The following is a 17,991-nucleotide window of genomic DNA, read 5'->3' as shown; positions in this document are numbered from 1 at the left end:
ACAAAACAGAATAATGTTTCTCTAAAACTAACTTAACACATTCTAATTTAAATGCGTAATCATACTTAACTTTTCTTTCCATAAAAAATGCCCCAAATAGTGTCTAACTTTTTGGGGCATGTTCAAAAGTTAAAACTGAACGGGATTTTTTTATTGTTTTGCCCTAAAAATTAATTACAACTCGGGTCTAAATATCGCTTTAATCCACCAGTAGTTCCCTGACAATTCGGGATATTTTCAAAAGAATAAGGATTTCCAAAAGTATCACGAATTTCTATTCTCGTAAGAACGCCATCACCATCATCATCAGCATCTAAAAAATCTGGAATACCGTCACCATCAGTATCATCGTCATAAAAATCACCATTCCCGTTTCTGTCTTCATAAATTGACAAAATACCATCATTGTCATTATCAATTCGCTTCAAAGCGTGAACATTGAACTCAAATACTAATGGCGAATAAGAACTTAAAGAAGATGATGCTGGCGAAGAATTAAAATACCCTAATCCCGATGGCAAAAACATAATTCCAACACCATGATTAGTAAAAATTGTTCCTCCAGGATTAGCTGGATTTTCAACCGCGTTTCCGGTCTTAAACTCTTTGATGATATGTTTAAAACCTGCAACCGTGGCATTTTGCACTAACCAAATTGGGTTTGGAGAATTTTCAAAAACCTTTTGATTTAAATCACTTCCTCTTAATGACACAAAAACCGAATCTACCGTAGAAGGTTTTTCGCCTAAACCTTCACGAATGTTCAAATAATATACCTTGTATTCCACAGGATCATCAATTACAGTTCCTACCAATGGATTTGCAGCAGTAAAAATTCTTGAATCGTTTTTTAACAATTTATATTGTAACGGATATTCTGTTTGGTTCCAAATAGAAATTTGTGTCCCACCAGCCGGAATCGAATCAATTTGAGTCACCGGATTCCCATTAGCATCAGTCGTTACTGTTAGATAATGCGTTTTTAAATAATCTTCAATATTTTCAATATCTGTAGCATATTGCTCCGCACGATCACGAGGTGGCGCAATCGATACATTGTCGTCATCTTTTTTACACGAAAATAATAACGTAGCCGTAAGCAAACTTGTTAAAAGAAGGCCGAATCTTTTCATTTATCAATTTTTTTAGAGCCGCAAGATACAATTTTGATTTATTTTTGTAAACAAATTAACTTACATTTTAAACCACTAAGATGAGGATTGACAAATATCTTTGGTGCATCCGTTATTACAAAACTAGAAACATGGTTACAGAAGCTTGTAAAAAAAATCATGTTACTGTAAATGGTCAGGTGGCAAAGCCATCTCGCGAGGTTTTCCCAGGTGACAAAATCACGTTCAGAAAAGATCAAATCACTTACATAATTTCAGTTTTAGACATTCCGCAAAACCGTGTTGGGGCGAAATTGGTGGACATCTATCGAAAAGATGAAACGCCAGTGGAAGCTTTTGAACACCTTGAATTATTAAAACTTTCAAAAGAACATTATAGAAAACATGGCGAAGGTCGTCCTACAAAAAAAGACCGTCGTGACCTTGAAGATTTTGCCGAAGATGTTAACTTTGAAGACTGGGATTAATTATTTTACAAAAAAGAACCTCATACAAAGCAACTCAATATGAACCAAAATATAATTTTAACGCATCAAGAAATTGAACATAAAATAAAACGAATTTCTTATCAAATTTATGAAACATTTGCAGATGAGAGTGAAGTAATTATCGCCGGAATTTCAAAAAGCGGATACATTTTTGCCGAAAAAATTGCTTCAAGCTTACTTGAAATTTCTGACCTAAAAGTGTCGCTTTGCGAAGTAAAAATTGACAAAACAAATCCTGCAAACGCGATTGAAACCTCTCTTGACAAATCGCAATATGAAAATCGTGGGTTAGTTTTAGTAGATGATGTTTTAAACTCGGGAACCGTTTTAGCGTACGGTATTCGACATTTTTTAGAGGTGCCGTTGACCAAATTCAAAACGGCTGTTTTGGTTGATCGCAATCATAAAAAATATCCAGTTAAAGCCGATTTTAAAGGAATTTCATTGTCAACATCTTTACAAGAACACGTTCAAGTGGTATTTGAAGAAAATAATAATCACGCTTTTCTAAGTTAATTTCGAAATAATTTCTGCCGATATTTCGTCTAAAGACTTTCCGTCGACAGTAATATTATAGGTGGCTTGGTTGTAAAAATAACTTCTATCAAATAAGTGTTTGGCTATAAATTCCTGCAATTCATTTTCATCTGAGATATTGAGCAATGGTCTTTTATCAGTTTCGTGATAAAGTCTATCATAAAGTGTTTTAATGGAAGCTTTCAAATAAAAAGACACTATATTTTCGCCATTTAAAAATTGGTGGTTGTTAGCATAACAAGGCGTTCCACCCCCCAAACTCACTATTAAAGATTCTGGGCTTGACAAAATTTCTTTTAAAATTTGGTGTTCAATTCTTCTAAAATAAATTTCTCCACGCGTTGCAAAAATGTTTTTAACCGAATTGTTTTCTCGTTTTTCGATTAAATCGTCGAGATCAGTTAAGGGAATATTTGTTTTTTCTGACAAAATTTTTCCTACACTTGTCTTTCCGCACCCCATATATCCCAACAAAACTATTTTATGCGCCATAATAACTTCTTATAAATTAATACGTTATGAATTAATAACGAAAAAACACAAATTTAAAATAAAAATACTTTGAAAAATAAATAATAAGGACGTATATTTGCACCCGCATTCAAGAAATTAAATGACTCGATAGCTCAGTTGGTAGAGCACAACACTTTTAATGTTGGGGTCCTGGGTTCGAGCCCCAGTCGGGTCACTAAGCGATGCTTAAATTTCTTGAGATGCCTGACTCGATAGCTCAGTTGGTAGAGCACAACACTTTTAATGTTGGGGTCCTGGGTTCGAGCCCCAGTCGGGTCACAAAAAGTTATTCGCTTGCGAGTAACTTTTTTTGTTTATCGGCCACGTGGAGAAATTGGTAGACTCGCCATCTTGAGGGGGTGGTGTCGCAAGACGTGTCAGTTCGAATCTGATCGTGGTCACAAAAAAATGAATCAAATCCTACAAAATTTTGTAGGATTTTTTTTTTGATAAGAACTATACTGCTTAAAGAATTGTTGGATAAAAATAAACCAAAAATTATATTAACATTTTCATAAAAGGCATTATCATATCGTGATATATTTCTTATTTTTGGTAGAAAAGTTGCTAATTGCCACTTCTACAAATGAGTAAAAATATAAAGATTATCGGATCAGGCTTTGCCTCATTGTCTGCGGCTTGTTACTTAGCTAAAGCGGGACACTCAGTAACTATTTACGAAAAAAACAATACGATTGGCGGACGCGCCAGACAATTTAAGCGAGAGGGGTTTACCTTTGACATGGGACCTACTTGGTATTGGATGCCTGACGTTTTTGAGCGATTTTTTGCCGATTTTAATAAAAAACCTTCAGATTATTATCAGCTCGATAAACTCTCGCCTGCGTATTCCGTTTATTTTGGAAAAGACGATAAAATTACCATTGACGATTCATTAGAAAAAATTGTAAAAACTTTTGATAGTATTGAATCCGGTAGTGGTAAATCTCTGGAAAAATTTATTGCTAATGCCAAATCTAATTACGATATCGCAATAAAAGATATTGTATATCGTCCCGGAATTTCACCTTTAGAATTAATTTCGCCCAAAACTATTGTAAAACTTGACCAGTTTATTGGTACCATCGCCTCTGATGCAAAAAAATATTTTACCAATAAAAAACTTCGGCAGGTTGTGGAATTTCCAGTACTTTTTCTTGGTGCAAAACCTTCACAAACGCCTTCCTTTTATAGCTTTATGAATTATGCCGACTTTGGCTTAGGAACTTTTCACCCTAAAACCGGAATGTATGCGGTAGTTCAAGCGATGGAAAAATTGGCACTTGAATTACAGGTGAAAATCGTAACCAATGCCAATGTAGAGAAAATTTTAGTAGAAAATAATAAAGTTTCGGGGATTGTGATTAACGGTGAAAATCATAAAGCTGATATTGTAGTGAGCGGTGCTGATTACCACCATTCCGAAACATTGCTAGACAAAAATTTTAGGGGTTACTCCGAAAAATATTGGGAAAATAAAACCTTTGCGCCTTCATCCCTACTCTTTTATGTAGGTTTTGATAAAAAAATTGAAAATGTAAACCATCATACCTTATTTTTTGACACCAATTTTGATGACCATGCTGCGGCAATTTACGATGTCCCAAAATGGCCTGAAAATCCAATGTTTTATGCCAGTTTTCCCTCAAAAACTGATGCTTCAACAGCACCGGAAGGTAAAGAAGCAGGTATTTTTTTAATTCCAATTGCTCCGGGAATTGATGATTCTCCCGAAATAAGAAATCAATATTTTGATAAAATTATTGCACGTTTTGAGCAAATCACGAATCAAGATATTAAAAAAAATATTATATTTAACGAATCCTTTTGTGTAGATGATTTTGTAAATGATTACAACTCATATAAAGGTAATGCATACGGACTAGCAAATACCTTGTTACAAACAGCTTTTTTACGACCAAAATTAAAGAGCAAAAAAGTAAAAAATTTATTTTTTACCGGACAACTAACCGTTCCGGGGCCAGGCGTTCCTCCTGCGTTGATATCAGGAAAATTAGTTGCAGAACTTATCTTTAAGCAATAGAAAACTTTAAGCATTCCCTCATATGAAAGCTATTTTCGACTCAGTATCTAACCATTGTTGTACCAGCGTAACAAGAGCTTACAGCACATCATTTTCTACGGCTGTAAAAATCTTGTCGCCGTCAATAAGACAAGACATCTACAATATTTATGGGTTTGTAAGACTTGCAGATGAGATTGTAGATAGTTTCCATGACTATCCGAAAGAAATTTTATTTGACGATTTTGAAAAAGATTTATACAACGCTCTTAAAAATGGTATCAGTTTAAATCCTATACTAAATGCCTTTCAATCTACTGTAAGAAAACACAATATTTCGCAAAATTTAATCGAATCGTTTATGAAAAGTATGCGAATGGATTTGTCAAAAACTGAATATAAAACTACACAAGAATATTTAGACTATATCTATGGATCTGCAGATGTAGTGGGACTTATGTGTTTACAAGTATTTGTTGGTGGCGATGAAAAAGAATATGGGAAATTGAAAAACAGCGCCATGAAATTAGGTTCTGCATTTCAAAAAATTAATTTTTTGCGAGATTTAAAAGCAGATTTTGAAGGCTTAAGTCGGACTTATTTTCCCGAAACTAACCTGCATGAATTGGATGAAAACGCAAAAAAGAAAATCGTTGATGAAATTGAGCTTGACTTGCAACAAGGATATGAAGGAATTTTACAACTTCCCATCGAAGCAAAATTTGGAGTATATACAGCATACATTTATTACAAAACACTCTTATCCAAATTAAAAAAAACGCCTTCTGCCGAAATAAAAAATGCACGCATCCGCGTTTCTGACTATCAAAAAGTAGGTTTGTTTGCGCAATGTTATTTTCGTTACAAATTAAACATGATTTAAAATGAACATTTGGATTCACATACTGGCTTTTACTCTCACATTTTGTTTTATGGAGTTTATGGCTTGGTTCAGCCACAAGTATATTATGCATGGATTTTTATGGAATTTACACGCAGATCATCATAAAAAAGACCACGATTCCTGGTTTGAACGCAATGATGCTTTTTTCATCATTTATGCCGTAATTAGTATTGGTTTTTTCTTACTTTGGCAAAACAATATTCTCGAAATTGGTTTAGCTATTGGCTTAGGAATTTTTGCTTATGGATTTACTTACTTCTTAGTGCACGACATATTTATTCATCAACGATTCAAATGGTTTCGAAATGCCAATAATCGATATGCAAGAGCCGTAAGACGCGCTCATAAAATGCATCACAAACATTTGGGAAAAGACAAAGGAGAATGTTTCGGAATGTTACTTTTCCCTTACAAATATTTCAAAGAAGCAGCAAAAAAGTAAGTTTTTCTTTTTATTTTTTGCCAAAATAAAACTAAAAAGCATAAATTTACGTTTATACTTAAAGTTGTAAATTCTTATTTTTTTATGAAAAATTTCCCAAAACTACTTGTGCTTTTCCTGAGTTCGTACTTGTTCTTATCCTGTCAAGATGATTTAGATGATATTGAAGTTCCAAGTGACGTTGCGGTAAAAGATTTTATTTGGAAAGGACTTAACCTCTATTATTATTGGCAAAGTAGCGTTCCAGAATTAGCTGACGACCGATTCGCCTCTCAAGCGGAATTAAATGAATATTTGCGTGGCTTTGAAGATCCTTCGGATTTATTTTACAATCAATTACTTTTTAATTATCCGATTGAGGATCGTTTTAGTTTTATTACCAGCGATTACTCAGTTTTAGAGGCAACACTTAGTGGTGTCACAAAAAATAATGGGGTTGATTTTCGACTGTTTCGTGACAATAACAACCCCAACAGAATTTTAGGTTATGTAAGATATATTTTGCCAAATTCTGATGCAGCTACCAAAAATATCCAGCGAGGAGACATCTTTTATGCCGTAAATGGAGTGGCTTTAACCGAAAATAATTATACAGAATTGTTGGCTCCAGAAGTTTATTCTTTAAACTTAGCCGATTACGATGGTGGCAATTTTACACCTAATGGTGAAAGTGTTTCCCTAACCAAAACACAATTAGCGGAAAACCCCATTTACCTTCACAAAGTTTTAGATTATGGCGATAAAAAAATTGGATACTTGATGTATAACGGTTTTTATAATGAATATGACAATGAATTGAATCAGGTTTTTGGACAATTTTTAGCGGAAGGTGTTAACGAGTTGGTTTTGGATTTGCGATATAATTCTGGTGGTTCGGTGCAAACTGCTACCTATTTAGCAAGTATGATTACCGGAAGTTTTGATGGACAAATTTTCGCTAAACAGCAATGGAACGAAAAAATTGAAGCTTTTTATGCTGATAATCAGGAACAATTAATCAATAGATTTACTTCCAATATAGGCAATAACTCCATCAATCATTTAAATTTACCAAGAGTTTTTATCCTTACCACAGGAAGTTCAGCTTCAGCAAGCGAACTAGTCATCAACGGCTTAAAACCACATATTAATGTAATTACCATTGGAACCAAAACTACAGGAAAAAATGTGGGCTCGGTTACATTATATGATTCTCCAAATTTTAGACCGCAAGGACGATCAACAAGACACAAATATGCCATGCAACCTATCTGCTTTAAAATTGTAAATTCTGTTGGTTTTGGCGAATATAATAATGGAATTGACCCAACAGGAACACCTTTACCTGAAGATTTAGGTAACTTGGGAATTTTGGGAGAAGTTAATGAACCATTGTTACAACAAGCGATTTCGCAAATTACAGGTGAAGGAAGGTCTCAATTTTCTGCTCCTAAAGAATATATACAGTTAAAAGATCGAAAACAAATGTTGCGTTTCGGAACTGAAATGTATCTTGACACTCCAGAAATTTTAAATAAATAATTTTATACAAATAATAATCGCTATTCTTTTGACGTTTTCATCTTTAACAAACCTAAAAACTTAAGCAATGAAAAAAACATTTAAATTTCTTGCAATAGCACTTTCTATTGGATTGATGGCGTTTTCAACAAAAAACAACAAAACTTTCACTGTGGTAATCGATGCTGGACATGGCGGAAAAGATTACGGCGCAATGGTAAATAGCGATTCGGAAAAAGCAATTACTGAAAGAGTTGCAAAACAAATTGCAACATTGAACCAAGATGAAAATGTTGTCATTCACTTCACCAGAAATGACGATAATTTCGTGAGTTTAGAAGAAAGAACAAAGCAAATCAATAATTTAAAGCCAGATTTAGTGGTTTCAATCCATGTTTCTGCGAATGCGAGTGAAGCACCTTCGGGAATGGAATTTTATGTTTATGAAGAAAACAATTTTTCAGAAAAATCTAAAGAATTTGCTTCAAAAATTGAACAAAAATTTGTGAGCAACAACTACAAAAGTCGCGGTGTAAAAAAGGCGCCTTTTTATATTTTGAAAAAAAGCGAAGCCCCTTCGGTATTAGTGGAACTCGGCTTCCTTTCAAATACAAATGATTATAAGTACCTGACTAATAAAGCTGAACAAGATAAAATAGCAAGTATCATTTTAGATTTCATCAAAGAAAATAAATAAATAGAAGGGCTTTCAAATTTTTTGAAAGCCCTTTTTAGTTTTAGTCATTGAAATAAATTCCGGTTGGTGTAACTCCCGTTACAATTTCATCGATATACGTTCCTGATGTTGAATAAACGTAAACAGATCCATTAGAATTATAGTCTTTAGCATCGCCTACATAAATTTTTCCATCTTCTACTTCAAAACTGTAAACGCCATAAACTCCTTGCGCAGTTGTAGAAAATAATTCTTGCGTTGGCAAAACATCTCCAAGATTTTTTACATAAATTTTTTCATTAACCGTGTAATAAATTTTATTGTCTTCAATCTCTAAATTTGAAGGATGTTGTCCAGGGCCAAAATTATGGGTTACTTTAGTATTATTGCCCAAATTAATTTGGTGCAAAGAACCACTTGTAGAAATAGCCTCAGGACTCCACGCCTGAATTCCGCCACAAAGAACATACAAAATTCCATTTTCAATTTCTAAAGAATTTGGAACATCACCAACAATCATATTGGTTAATAAAGAATCGTTTGCGGCAGAAATTATTGAAATAGAGTTACCGTTTCCATAGCCTCCTTTATGAGCCACATACAATTTATTATCGTCTTCAATAATTCTTTCTGGACCTTCAACCACCGAAATATTTTTGATAATCTGATTTGTGACCAAGTCAATTACTGCAATATAATCATCGGTTGCAACCGAACCATTTCCCCAGTTTGTCACATACGCTTTGTTGTTAGCAAAAGTAATATAACGTGGATTCAACAATCCGGAAGATATTGTGGTTACCAATTTAAAATTGTAACGGTTTACTACATGAATTTCATGAGAACCATGCATTACGATATAGGCTAAATCATCATGAAACCCAATATCTTGTCCGGTATCACCCATATTTTCGCCATTAACAGCCGAAAAAATATTGGCTTCTTGAGTTTGAAAATCTTTGGAAGAAAAAGTAATTCCGGAGTTTGAAGCCCCAAAATTTCCTTCGCTTAATATTAAAATGCCGTTGTCATAAGCTCCTTGAGGAACATTGGGATTTGAATCATCATTGCTATCACAGGATGTAAAAAACAATGAACCCGAGAGTAAAATAAGTACTAAGTGTTTAAATTTCATAGTGGTTAAATATTAAAAGTGAATGTAAAGTGGTAATTAATTCCAGGCATTGGGCGGTTTAAGGTACTTTGATAATATTCATCAAAAACATTATAAACCGCAAAACCAAGATGATATTTTTTATAAAACTGATAGTCTAAACCTACATTAAAAAGGTTGTAACTATTTAAAACAACGACATTATCACTAGAAGTAAAAACTTCCCCATTTCCTAAATACTGAAAAAATCCTGAGAAATTTTTAAAAGCATAGCTTCCGGAAACAGTAGCTTTGTGATACGGAACGTAAACCAACTGTTTATCGATTTTTTCATCAATAGCTTTAGTATAAGCGTAGGTTGCGTTTGCCGAAATTTCATGATTTCCAAATTTCTTTTGGTAACCCAAAATCGCTTCTGCACCATACGTTTTCACATTTGCCACATTGTTCGGAAACCAAAATCCTCCAGTTCCCGGCGTCCAACGCAACATATCTTTGATATCGTTATAAAATGCTGTAACCGTAAATTGTAAATTCCTCAGGGTAAATTGGTTGCCAATTTCTCCTTGTATAGAACTTTCGGGCAATAAAGTAGCATTTCCGCTACCTTCCCAATACAAATCATTGAAAGTTGGAACTCTGAAATTTTTTGAAAAATTGAGTTTTATTTGGTAAAAGTCGAGTGGGTTAACAATTGCTCCCGCAGAAAACAAAACCGGACTTTCGTAAGCTTGCGTCATCTCTTTTCGAATGGCAGTTTCGTAGGAAAAAAATTGTGATATTTCATGTTTAAATAACAAAGCAGCCACGCCAGTTTTTCTAGTAGTTTCTGTAATGCTACTTCCAAAACCTTTGGTTTGATTATATTCTAAAAGCGAATTAACTTGCATATTTTCGTTTAAATTGAAAACAAAATCATGCCTAATTAATCCTGTTTTGGCTTCGCCGAAAGTAAAATTATTCAAACTAAAATCTTCAAAATATTTATATTTTTCAGATAAATGCACCAACTTTATTTTAGAAGAAAATTTTTCACCCGAAGCAATCCATTCTAACATGTTTCGTAAATTCAAATCCTGATATTTGTTGCGAGAAATCACCCCAATCGCACCCGAAAAATGCCTTTCGGAATCAAATGTTTGGCTGTACAATTTTAAAGTATGACACTCGTTAATTCGGTAAGCTACGTTCGCAAAAAGATTAATATTGTAAAAATTTCCGTTAGTATTTTTTCTTTCGCTATTAGGAAAAGGATAATCATTATCTGAGGAAATACGGGAGATTCCTCCTTCAACCGAAAAATTTTTTGTAGCAACTTCTACCTTGTAATTTCCCTCATAAGTATTGAAACTTCCATAACGCAATTGTAATTTGTTTTTGAAAAAATTCCCAAATTTTAAAGTGTTATTCAAATGCACACTTCCGCCAATTGCACTACTTCCATAAATTGCACTTCCACCACCAGACCTTACCGAAATTTGATTAAAACCAGCCGTATTGAAAGTATTAAAATCTGTTTGACCATTAAATTGCGAATTGATATTAATTCCGTTCCAAATTACAGCGGTTTGTTGAGCTGTTGTTCCGCGAAAAGACGGCGAAGAAACCATTCCTAAACCATTTTCTTTAAAATATATTACAGAATTGTAATGAAGTAATTGCGTTAAAGACGAACGATTCTTTTCTATCACCGAATCATTAAACACTGAAACCTGTTGTGATTTTGAATTATTTTTAAGTTGAAAATCCGAAATTTCAATGACGTCTAATTGTAACAACGGATCATTTTGTGCCATAACCGAAAAGCTTGCACAACCGAAAACTGCCAATAAAAGAAAAATTTTACTCATGATTTTTTAAAACTTTTATCCCGAAAGTTTTTTAAAAATTAGAGAAAAAGGCAGGTCTCCTGGCTTGCATTTCGTTGTTAACCTTCCCATTTTTTACAAAACAGTGGCATTGTAGATACAACGAATTTTATAGCTTACAGTTGCGGGAACAGCTTTGGTTTTACACCAAATTCCCTTTTAATGTGGCGATTTACCACAACCTTAATCTACGACAAAGATAATTGTTTAAAACTAATGACAAAGCATTAGCTAAATTTTCACTCTTGAAAGTTTAAAAATTTAAACGTTATCTTTGTGCGGCTTATAAAATTTGTTCCAAATGCAAAAACTTTTGCTTACATTACTATTGACAGTCAGCCTTTCGGTGGTTTTTTCATGCAAAAATCAAAAAGAAACTCATCCCGAAATTACTCAAATTAAAAAGCAATTGGTGCAACACGCCAAAGGCTTTCAAATTGAGGAATACAGTGATTATTCGGTATTGACAATTTTACAACCTTGGCCCAAAGCGACCAAAAATTTTACATACATTTTAAAGAAAAAAAATGCGGCAGTTCCTGAAAATTTACAACAATATCCGCAAATTGATGTTCCCATAAAAAATTTAGTGGTTACTTCTACCACACATATTCCATCGCTAGAAATGTTGAAATCCGAAAATAGGTTAATTGGATTTCCAGGCACAAATTTGATTTCTTCATCTAAAACCAGAAAACTAATTGATACTAAAAAAATAGTGGATATTGGCATAAACCAAGACCTCAATACCGAATTATTGATTGATTTACAACCGGATGTCTTAGTAGGTTTTACCATTGACGATCAAAATAAAACCTATGATATTTTGGCAAAAAGTGGCATTGAAATTTTATACAACGGAGATTGGGTTGAGGAAACGCCACTTGGAAAAGCCGAATGGATTAAATTTTTTGGAGTTTTGCTAGACAAATCTTCAGAAGCGGATGCTATTTTTAATTCAATAGAAAAAAATTACAACGATATTAAAGAAGCCGCACAAAAAGCTTCGACCACGCCAACAGTTCTAAGTGGTGCAATTTATCAAGATCAATGGTATCTCCCGGGCGGAAAAAGCTGGGCATCAATTTTTTTAAAAGATGCAAAAGCACAATATTTATGGGGCGAAACAACGGAAGTTGGCAGTTTGTCACTTTCTTTTGAAACCGTTTTAGAAAAGGCAGAAAATGCCGATTTTTGGATTGGTCCTGCGCAATTTGTATCACTTGAAGAAATGATCCAAAATAATCCAAACTATAAATTTTTCAAATCATTTAAGGAGCAAAAAATTTACAGTTTTAGTAATAAAAAAGGCAAAACTGGCGGTGTTTTATACTATGAACTAGCACCAAACCGTCCTGATCTTTTGTTGAAAGATTTAGTATCAATCATTCACCCGGAAATCTATTCTAATCACGAATTGTTTTTTTTCGAAAAATTAAAATAAATTGCGAAACAAAATACCATTATTAATCATTCTCTCGCTTGTTTTAATAGCGGTTTTTCTGCTCAATCTTTGTATTGGATCAGTAAAAATTCCATTAAACGAAATTGTGGGTTCGGTTGTTGGTGATGATTTTTCAAAAAAAAGTTGGGAAATTATTTTATGGAATTATCGCTTGCCCAAAGCCTTAATGGCAGTTTTAGCCGGAGGCGGTTTAGCAGTTAGCGGATTGTTAATGCAAACTTTGTTTAGAAATCCTTTAGCAGGTCCAGATGTTATAGGGTTAAGTTCTGGCGCAAGTTTAGGAGTGGCAATTGTGGTCATGGGTAATTCGCTTATTCCAGAAATTTTTGCAACTTTTTTTCTGTCAGGTTACGGTTTAATTTTGGCTTCGGTTTGTGGAAGTTTTTTGGTTTTATTAGCAGTTTTGGCGGTTTCCCAAAAATTACGCGATACAATGTCCGTTTTAATAGTTGGGATTATGTTCGCGAGTTTCGCCAGTGCTTTCATCGGAATTTTAACTTATTTCAGTACCGCTTTTGAATTACAAAAATTTGCTTTTTGGTCTTTCGGAAGTTTAGGAAATCAATCATTTCAAGAAATTTTGATTCTTTTTAGTGTTATTTTTATAGGATTAATCTTAGCTGTTTTTGCATTAAAATCATTGAACGCATTGCTTTTGGGCGAAAATTATGCCGAAAGTTTGGGAATTAATTTAAAAAAAATGCGTTTGCTGATCATCATTTCCACTAGTATTTTGGCGGGAAGCATCACCGCTTTTACCGGTCCAATTGCGTTTATCGGATTGGCGGTTCCGCATTTTGCAAGATTAATTTTTAAAACAAGTAATCACAAATTACTTTTTTGTGCCACCCTACTTTTAGGAGCCATAATTTTACTGGTTTGTGACACCATTTGTCAATTTCCAGGAAAAAATTTCACGTTACCCATTAATGCCGTAACATCAGTTTTTGGTGCGCCAGTTGTGATTTGGCTTATGATTAGAAACCGAAAAATGATGATATGAGCGAAAAAAAAATCATATTTTCAACCGAAAATCTTACGGTTGGTTATCCGGATAAAATAGTTGCCACGGAACTAAATTTTCAATTGACGGAAAGTAAATTAATTGGCTTGATTGGAGCAAATGGAATTGGAAAATCAACATTGCTCAAAACCATTTCCGGAATTTTAAAACCTATTTCCGGCAAAATTTTTATCGAAAATCAAAATCTTAATAATATTAGTCCAAAGCAATTATCAAGAAAAATAAGTTTGGTTTTAACCGATAAACTAACCTTGAGCAACTTGACTGTTTTTGAAGTTGTGGCTCTGGGACGACATCCTTACACTAATTGGTTAGGGACACTTTCTGAAAAAGATTTGGCACAAACAAATCTCGCTTTACAAATCACTCAAATTGAACATTTGGCTCAAAAAAAATATTTTGAAATTAGCGACGGTCAACTTCAAAAAGTATTAATAGCCAGAACTTTAGCCCAAGATACTCCACTGATTATTTTAGACGAACCTACCACACATTTAGATTTTCAGCATAAAATATTAACGCTAAAATTGCTTCAGAATTTGGCAAAAAACCAGCAAAAAACCATTCTTTTTTCTACTCATGATTTAGAATTAGCGATACAAATGTGTGACGAAATTATGTTGATGACACCGGAGTTCTTCGAAATAAATTTGCCTAAAAATTTAATTGATAACAACCACCTGAATTATCTTTTTAAAGACGAAAGTATTTTTTTTGATAAAGAAAAAGAAAAATTTGTGTTCAAAAACTTTTAAAAAATTCACCGTTCATTTATCTTTATAAGAAAAAGGAAAATGAAAATATTCACTACGCTGCTATTTTTCTGGAGTGTTTCAATCGCTGCTCAAACTACCGTTTCGTTAACGCCAACAGGGTTTTCACCAAATCCGGTAACCGAAAATATTCCATTAATGAGCAACGAAAAATTTATGGACATTACAAGATTGTGGATTGAAGAATTTACTCGTGGAACCGGAACCGTTTCGGAACTTACAACTAATTCTCTCACGCTCGACGCTTACCGTGATAACGCTTTTTACATTACCAATTTGGGCGAAACTTTTTATTATAAAGTTCGGTACCAACTGAAAATTGCGAAAGAAGGAAATACCTATTCCGCCACTTTTAATGTCACGCAAATTCAGAACACCCGTTCCGTTTTAGAATCTTCGATTACGAATTATTTCTTGCCAGACGGCACGATGAAAGAAGGTTTCGAAGAAGTAAAACCATCGATGGAAAAAACGGCAAATATAATTTTGGGCTCATACTATCGTTACATCAATCGAAATTAAATTCGAGCTGTCGTCGCGCTTCGCCAATGGCAAACGCAACCGAATTTGCCAAATTATAACTTCTTACCAAAGGTGAAATTGGGATAGTGAGGTGATTTTCGAAAAGCTGCATAAATTCTATACTTAAGCCTACCGATTCTTTACCAAAAACCAGCCAATCACCTTCTTGAAATTTATTTTCGTAAAAGGTTTTTTCGGCATGAGAACTGAACAAAAAAACCCTTGATTTATCAGTAATTTCTTTCAACCATTCCTCAACATTTTGGTATTGTTTCCAATCGAGATGAACCCAATAATCTAAACCCGAACGTTTTAGATTTTTATCAGAAATTTCAAACCCAAACGGATGAATGAGATGCAATCTATTTCCGGTTCCAACGCATAAACGACCAATATTCCCAGTATTGTTAGGAATTTCCGGTTCGACCAAAACGATATTTAACATTTTTACAAATTAAAATTTTCTACTTCTTTTACTTCGCCAGATTTTAAATTTTCTAACCGAATATTTCCCACCCGAACCCGAACCAGTCGTAACGTAGGAAATCCAACTGCCGAAGTCATCTTCCGGACTTGGCGAAATTTTCCTTCGGTTAAAGTTATAGAAATCCAGCTTGTTGGTCCATGACGTTCGTCGCGAATTTTTTTGGACCGCGGTTCAAAATCTGGATCTTCAATTTTTCGGGCTTTGCATTTTTTTGTGATGTATTTTTTTCCGTCAAAACCAATCTCAACACCTTTAGTAAGTAAATCAACGGCATCATTGGTAATTTCGCCGTCAACCTGCACAAAATATTCCTTTTCCACTTTTTTGCTCCGCACAATTTCGCTCATCATGCCATCAGTAGTAAGCAAAAGCAAGCCTTCGGAATCTTCATCTAAACGACCAATTGCCATTGTAGCTTCGGGGAAATCGAACAATTCTCCTAACAATTTTTTCTTTCTTTTTAATTCATACACAAACTGGCTCAAAAATCCGTAAGGCTTGTGAATGATGAAATGGCGATGCTTCAATTTTTTTTGGGCAAAGTTACCAATGTTAACTAATTAAAGCAATGTTAAAGCAGTGGCTTTTGAGTATTTTTTTGAGTAATTTAGAAATAAAACACTTATGGAAAAAGATAAAAATCCGGGCGATAAAACTTGGAACAATGAACAGAAAAACACCAATGTAAATGAAGGTTTTAGTGGAAAAAATATTCCGGAAGATTATGATCCTTCGGATGGACAGTTGAAACCCGAAATAGAAGTAGATGATGAAGGCAATAAAAAAGAAGTAAAAAGAGCTCGAGATTTAGAGGATTATTCAACTGAAGCCCAATCGTCTGGAGAAGCAATAAAATCTCAGAAAAACCAGGAAAATCGGGATAAAAATTCGGATCTTGAACCCAATCGCTATCCGACTTCTCATCCTGAAAATCATACAGATAGAGGAAATAATAATGGAACATAAAGAAAAAAACCGGATGAAAATCACATCCGGTTTTTTGTACTTTTAATCTTCTTCTTTGTCAAATTCTATATTGGCGTGAATTTTTATTTCTTCGCCTACTACTAGATTTCCCACTTCATTTTTTTCATCGTGAAGAATGTTGAAATCTTTGCGGTTAATGACTCCTGAGAGTTCAAATCCTGCTTTCACTCTGCCAAAACCGTCTTTTGCCTGACCTCCAAATATAACGTCAAAAATAACTTCTCTTGTCACATCTTTAACCGTCATTTCTGTAAAAAGCTGGTAATTGTCTCCCTTTATTTTCTTTAATTTTTTAGAAATAATTGTGATTTCCGGGAAACGGTCAGCATCAAGAAATTCTGCAGATTTAAGATGTTCGTCACGTTCGATGTTATTTGTATTAAAACTATAAACGTCTATGGAAACAGCCATTTGAGCGGTTTCAAAATCGTCATTTTCGGTTCTCATTTTTCCGTTAAAAATGGTAAAATTTCCTGTGATATTGGAGATTAAAAGATGCCTGACTTTAAATTCTATACTTGAATGATCTGGGTCAATGTTCCAGTTTGATGTAAATTGCATAATTTATTTTTTAGTGGTTTTTATTTTTGATTGATTAAACGCGTTGATGATCAGGTTTCCATTTTTGGATACTTTTTTTTATGGCTGAAGCTGAAAGATTTTCTGAAATAGCGCGGTTGGTAAGGGAAACCAACTCTTCATCATGAGCAAATCTAAGGGCGAAAATTTGTGATTTATTCAATTTTTCTTCAAATTTTTCAAATCTGTTTCCTGTTATTACGAAATAACGGTAGCGAATTTCCAAAAATATCAACCTATCTTGTAACGTTAAAGCATAATGCTGTCTTAACATATAAGAAACCCAGATTACTAAAAATATAGAGGTAGCAATAAATGTCCACACTATGTTTTCGTTGCTTGAAAATGCGAAGTAAATAGCAATTATTAGTAGCGAAAGTGTCAAAGGATAAAACACGAAGTGATGCGGTTTGTAAAACCTAATGTGGTTATCGACGTTTTGCTTTTTCATAAAAAAATTGAATTTTAAAATACTTTACTCTAAAGTTAAGCAATTTAAAATTCAATTTCAATGTCTTAGTCAGAAAAAAAAATACTTATCCGAAAGCTGGTTCGGAATTATTGAATTGACGTTTTTCTAGACAAAATTTCTCATGATCACTTTCGAAATCAAGTATGAAAGTTCTTTTTTGAAAAAATCCGTAAACTGTTAATTCTAGTTTATCAAACCTTTCTGGACGTTGAATAAGCAAATGATTTTGCGTGGTTTTCACATCACCAATTTTGTAATAAACCGCATTTTTAAAGCGAAAATTTATCGCAACCATATTGTTACCAAAAAAATGTTTATCAGAATGATTAGTGTAAATTTTTTTGATTTTTCGATTAGAACGAACGGCCAATTTACAGTATTTTAAAAAGACTGTAACAAAAAAATCAGGGTTAAAGATTGGAGTGGTGACCTTATCTTTAGATAATTGTGGTATCATTATAATTTAAATAATAGGGAAGTGCAA

The 17,991-nt window shown here is 33.7% G+C and carries 21 protein-coding genes, 3 tRNA genes and 1 riboswitch; of the genes, 15 read left to right on the top strand and 9 right to left on the bottom strand.

Annotation, left to right across the window (positions count from 1 at the left end; translation table 11 throughout):
• Positions 1-170: 170 nt before the first annotated feature.
• A complete protein-coding gene (locus tag GV828_RS12640; protein ID WP_166537861.1) occupies positions 171-1,133 on the bottom strand; it encodes an FKBP-type peptidyl-prolyl cis-trans isomerase in 963 nt (320 codons plus the stop codon).
• Between the two features lie 80 nt (positions 1,134-1,213).
• Here GV828_RS12640 and GV828_RS12635 point away from each other — a divergent pair, with 80 nt between their 5' ends.
• Both GV828_RS12635 and GV828_RS12630 read left to right on the top strand, forming a co-directional pair.
• Complete coding sequence (locus tag GV828_RS12635; protein WP_166537860.1) at positions 1,214-1,600, top strand: RNA-binding S4 domain-containing protein; 387 nt, start codon at positions 1,214-1,216, stop codon at positions 1,598-1,600.
• Between the two features lie 39 nt (positions 1,601-1,639).
• Positions 1,640-2,137, top strand: a complete 498-nt coding sequence (locus tag GV828_RS12630) for a phosphoribosyltransferase family protein (protein WP_166537859.1) — start codon at positions 1,640-1,642, stop codon at positions 2,135-2,137.
• On the opposite strand, the gene GV828_RS12625 is transcribed toward GV828_RS12630, so the two are convergent.
• On the bottom strand, positions 2,129-2,650 hold the full coding sequence (locus GV828_RS12625; RefSeq protein ID WP_166537858.1) for a shikimate kinase: 522 nt from the start codon (positions 2,648-2,650) through the stop codon (positions 2,129-2,131). The two genes, GV828_RS12630 and GV828_RS12625, sit on opposite strands and share 9 nt — an antisense overlap.
• 123 nt (positions 2,651-2,773) lie before the next feature.
• On the opposite strand from GV828_RS12625, the gene GV828_RS12620 reads away from it, so the two are divergent.
• The 8 genes from GV828_RS12620 (at position 2,774) to GV828_RS12585 (ending at position 8,237) form a co-directional block, all read left to right on the top strand.
• Positions 2,774-2,846 (top strand) — tRNA-Lys (locus tag GV828_RS12620).
• A 31-nt stretch (positions 2,847-2,877) separates the two neighbouring features.
• A tRNA-Lys gene (locus GV828_RS12615) sits at positions 2,878-2,950 on the top strand.
• Positions 2,951-2,990: 40 nt separating this feature from the next.
• Positions 2,991-3,072: transfer RNA gene (locus GV828_RS12610), tRNA-Leu, on the top strand.
• Positions 3,073-3,257: 185 nt separating this feature from the next.
• Positions 3,258-4,715, top strand: a complete 1,458-nt coding sequence (locus tag GV828_RS12605) for a phytoene desaturase family protein (protein WP_166537857.1) — start codon at positions 3,258-3,260, stop codon at positions 4,713-4,715.
• A gap of 22 nt (positions 4,716-4,737) precedes the next feature.
• Positions 4,738-5,577: a phytoene/squalene synthase family protein gene (locus GV828_RS12600; RefSeq protein WP_166537856.1), complete on the top strand. Its 840-nt coding sequence runs from the start codon at positions 4,738-4,740 to the stop codon at positions 5,575-5,577.
• A gap of 1 nt (position 5,578) precedes the next feature.
• Positions 5,579-6,040, top strand: coding sequence for a sterol desaturase family protein (locus tag GV828_RS12595; RefSeq protein WP_166537855.1), 462 nt, complete (start codon positions 5,579-5,581; stop codon positions 6,038-6,040).
• An 84-nt stretch (positions 6,041-6,124) separates the two neighbouring features.
• Positions 6,125-7,561: a S41 family peptidase gene (locus GV828_RS12590; protein ID WP_166537854.1), complete on the top strand. Its 1,437-nt coding sequence runs from the start codon at positions 6,125-6,127 to the stop codon at positions 7,559-7,561.
• A gap of 67 nt (positions 7,562-7,628) precedes the next feature.
• Positions 7,629-8,237: an N-acetylmuramoyl-L-alanine amidase family protein gene (locus tag GV828_RS12585; protein WP_166537853.1), complete on the top strand. Its 609-nt coding sequence runs from the start codon at positions 7,629-7,631 to the stop codon at positions 8,235-8,237.
• Positions 8,238-8,277: 40 nt separating this feature from the next.
• Here the strand turns inward: GV828_RS12585 and GV828_RS12580 are convergent, their stop codons facing one another.
• On the bottom strand, positions 8,278-9,351 hold the full coding sequence (locus GV828_RS12580) for a YncE family protein (RefSeq protein WP_166537852.1): 1,074 nt from the start codon (positions 9,349-9,351) through the stop codon (positions 8,278-8,280).
• 5 nt (positions 9,352-9,356) lie between these two features.
• Complete coding sequence (locus GV828_RS12575; RefSeq protein ID WP_166537851.1) at positions 9,357-11,180, bottom strand: TonB-dependent receptor; 1,824 nt, start codon at positions 11,178-11,180, stop codon at positions 9,357-9,359.
• A 32-nt stretch (positions 11,181-11,212) separates the two neighbouring features.
• Positions 11,213-11,399: riboswitch (cobalamin riboswitch) on the bottom strand.
• A 100-nt stretch (positions 11,400-11,499) separates the two neighbouring features.
• On the opposite strand from GV828_RS12575, the gene GV828_RS12570 reads away from it, so the two are divergent.
• From GV828_RS12570 to GV828_RS12555, 4 genes are read left to right on the top strand one after another with little or no spacing between them, the layout of a single operon-like run.
• Complete coding sequence (locus GV828_RS12570) at positions 11,500-12,642, top strand: ABC transporter substrate-binding protein (RefSeq protein WP_166537850.1); 1,143 nt, start codon at positions 11,500-11,502, stop codon at positions 12,640-12,642.
• Position 12,643: 1 nt separating this feature from the next.
• Positions 12,644-13,666 (top strand): iron ABC transporter permease, encoded by a 1,023-nt coding sequence (locus GV828_RS12565; protein ID WP_235935470.1) that lies wholly within the window; start codon positions 12,644-12,646, stop codon positions 13,664-13,666.
• Complete coding sequence (locus GV828_RS12560) at positions 13,663-14,442, top strand: ABC transporter ATP-binding protein (protein ID WP_166537849.1); 780 nt, start codon at positions 13,663-13,665, stop codon at positions 14,440-14,442. Before GV828_RS12565 ends, GV828_RS12560 begins: the two co-directional genes overlap by 4 nt.
• Positions 14,443-14,481: 39 nt before the next feature.
• The gene (locus GV828_RS12555; protein WP_166537848.1) at positions 14,482-14,982 is read left to right on the top strand and encodes a hypothetical protein; all 501 of its coding nucleotides are present in this window, start codon (positions 14,482-14,484) and stop codon (positions 14,980-14,982) included.
• On the opposite strand, the gene GV828_RS12550 is transcribed toward GV828_RS12555, so the two are convergent.
• Positions 14,969-15,427: a tRNA (cytidine(34)-2'-O)-methyltransferase gene (locus tag GV828_RS12550; protein ID WP_166537847.1), complete on the bottom strand. Its 459-nt coding sequence runs from the start codon at positions 15,425-15,427 to the stop codon at positions 14,969-14,971. The genes GV828_RS12555 and GV828_RS12550 overlap by 14 nt on opposite strands.
• Before the next feature lie 2 nt (positions 15,428-15,429).
• The gene (locus GV828_RS12545) at positions 15,430-15,996 is read right to left on the bottom strand and encodes a pseudouridine synthase (protein ID WP_166537846.1); all 567 of its coding nucleotides are present in this window, start codon (positions 15,994-15,996) and stop codon (positions 15,430-15,432) included.
• A 97-nt stretch (positions 15,997-16,093) separates the two neighbouring features.
• Between GV828_RS12545 and GV828_RS12540 the strand changes: the two genes are divergently transcribed.
• Positions 16,094-16,435: a hypothetical protein gene (locus GV828_RS12540; RefSeq protein WP_166537845.1), complete on the top strand. Its 342-nt coding sequence runs from the start codon at positions 16,094-16,096 to the stop codon at positions 16,433-16,435.
• A gap of 42 nt (positions 16,436-16,477) precedes the next feature.
• Here the strand turns inward: GV828_RS12540 and GV828_RS12535 are convergent, their stop codons facing one another.
• The 3 genes from GV828_RS12535 to GV828_RS12525 form a co-directional block, all read right to left on the bottom strand.
• Complete coding sequence (locus GV828_RS12535) at positions 16,478-17,017, bottom strand: YceI family protein (protein WP_166537844.1); 540 nt, start codon at positions 17,015-17,017, stop codon at positions 16,478-16,480.
• Between the two features lie 34 nt (positions 17,018-17,051).
• Complete coding sequence (locus GV828_RS12530) at positions 17,052-17,486, bottom strand: DUF6526 family protein (protein ID WP_166537843.1); 435 nt, start codon at positions 17,484-17,486, stop codon at positions 17,052-17,054.
• Between the two features lie 85 nt (positions 17,487-17,571).
• Positions 17,572-17,964, bottom strand: a complete 393-nt coding sequence (locus GV828_RS12525; protein ID WP_166537842.1) for a hypothetical protein — start codon at positions 17,962-17,964, stop codon at positions 17,572-17,574.
• Positions 17,965-17,991 lie beyond the last annotated feature (27 nt).

Origin of the sequence: Flavobacterium ichthyis, from assembly GCF_009915155.1 — a bacterium.
In the GTDB taxonomy this organism is placed as follows: domain Bacteria; phylum Bacteroidota; class Bacteroidia; order Flavobacteriales; family Flavobacteriaceae; genus Flavobacterium; species Flavobacterium ichthyis.
The sequence above is the reverse complement of the archived record's forward strand: the minus strand, read 5'-3'. Positions and strand labels throughout refer to the sequence as shown.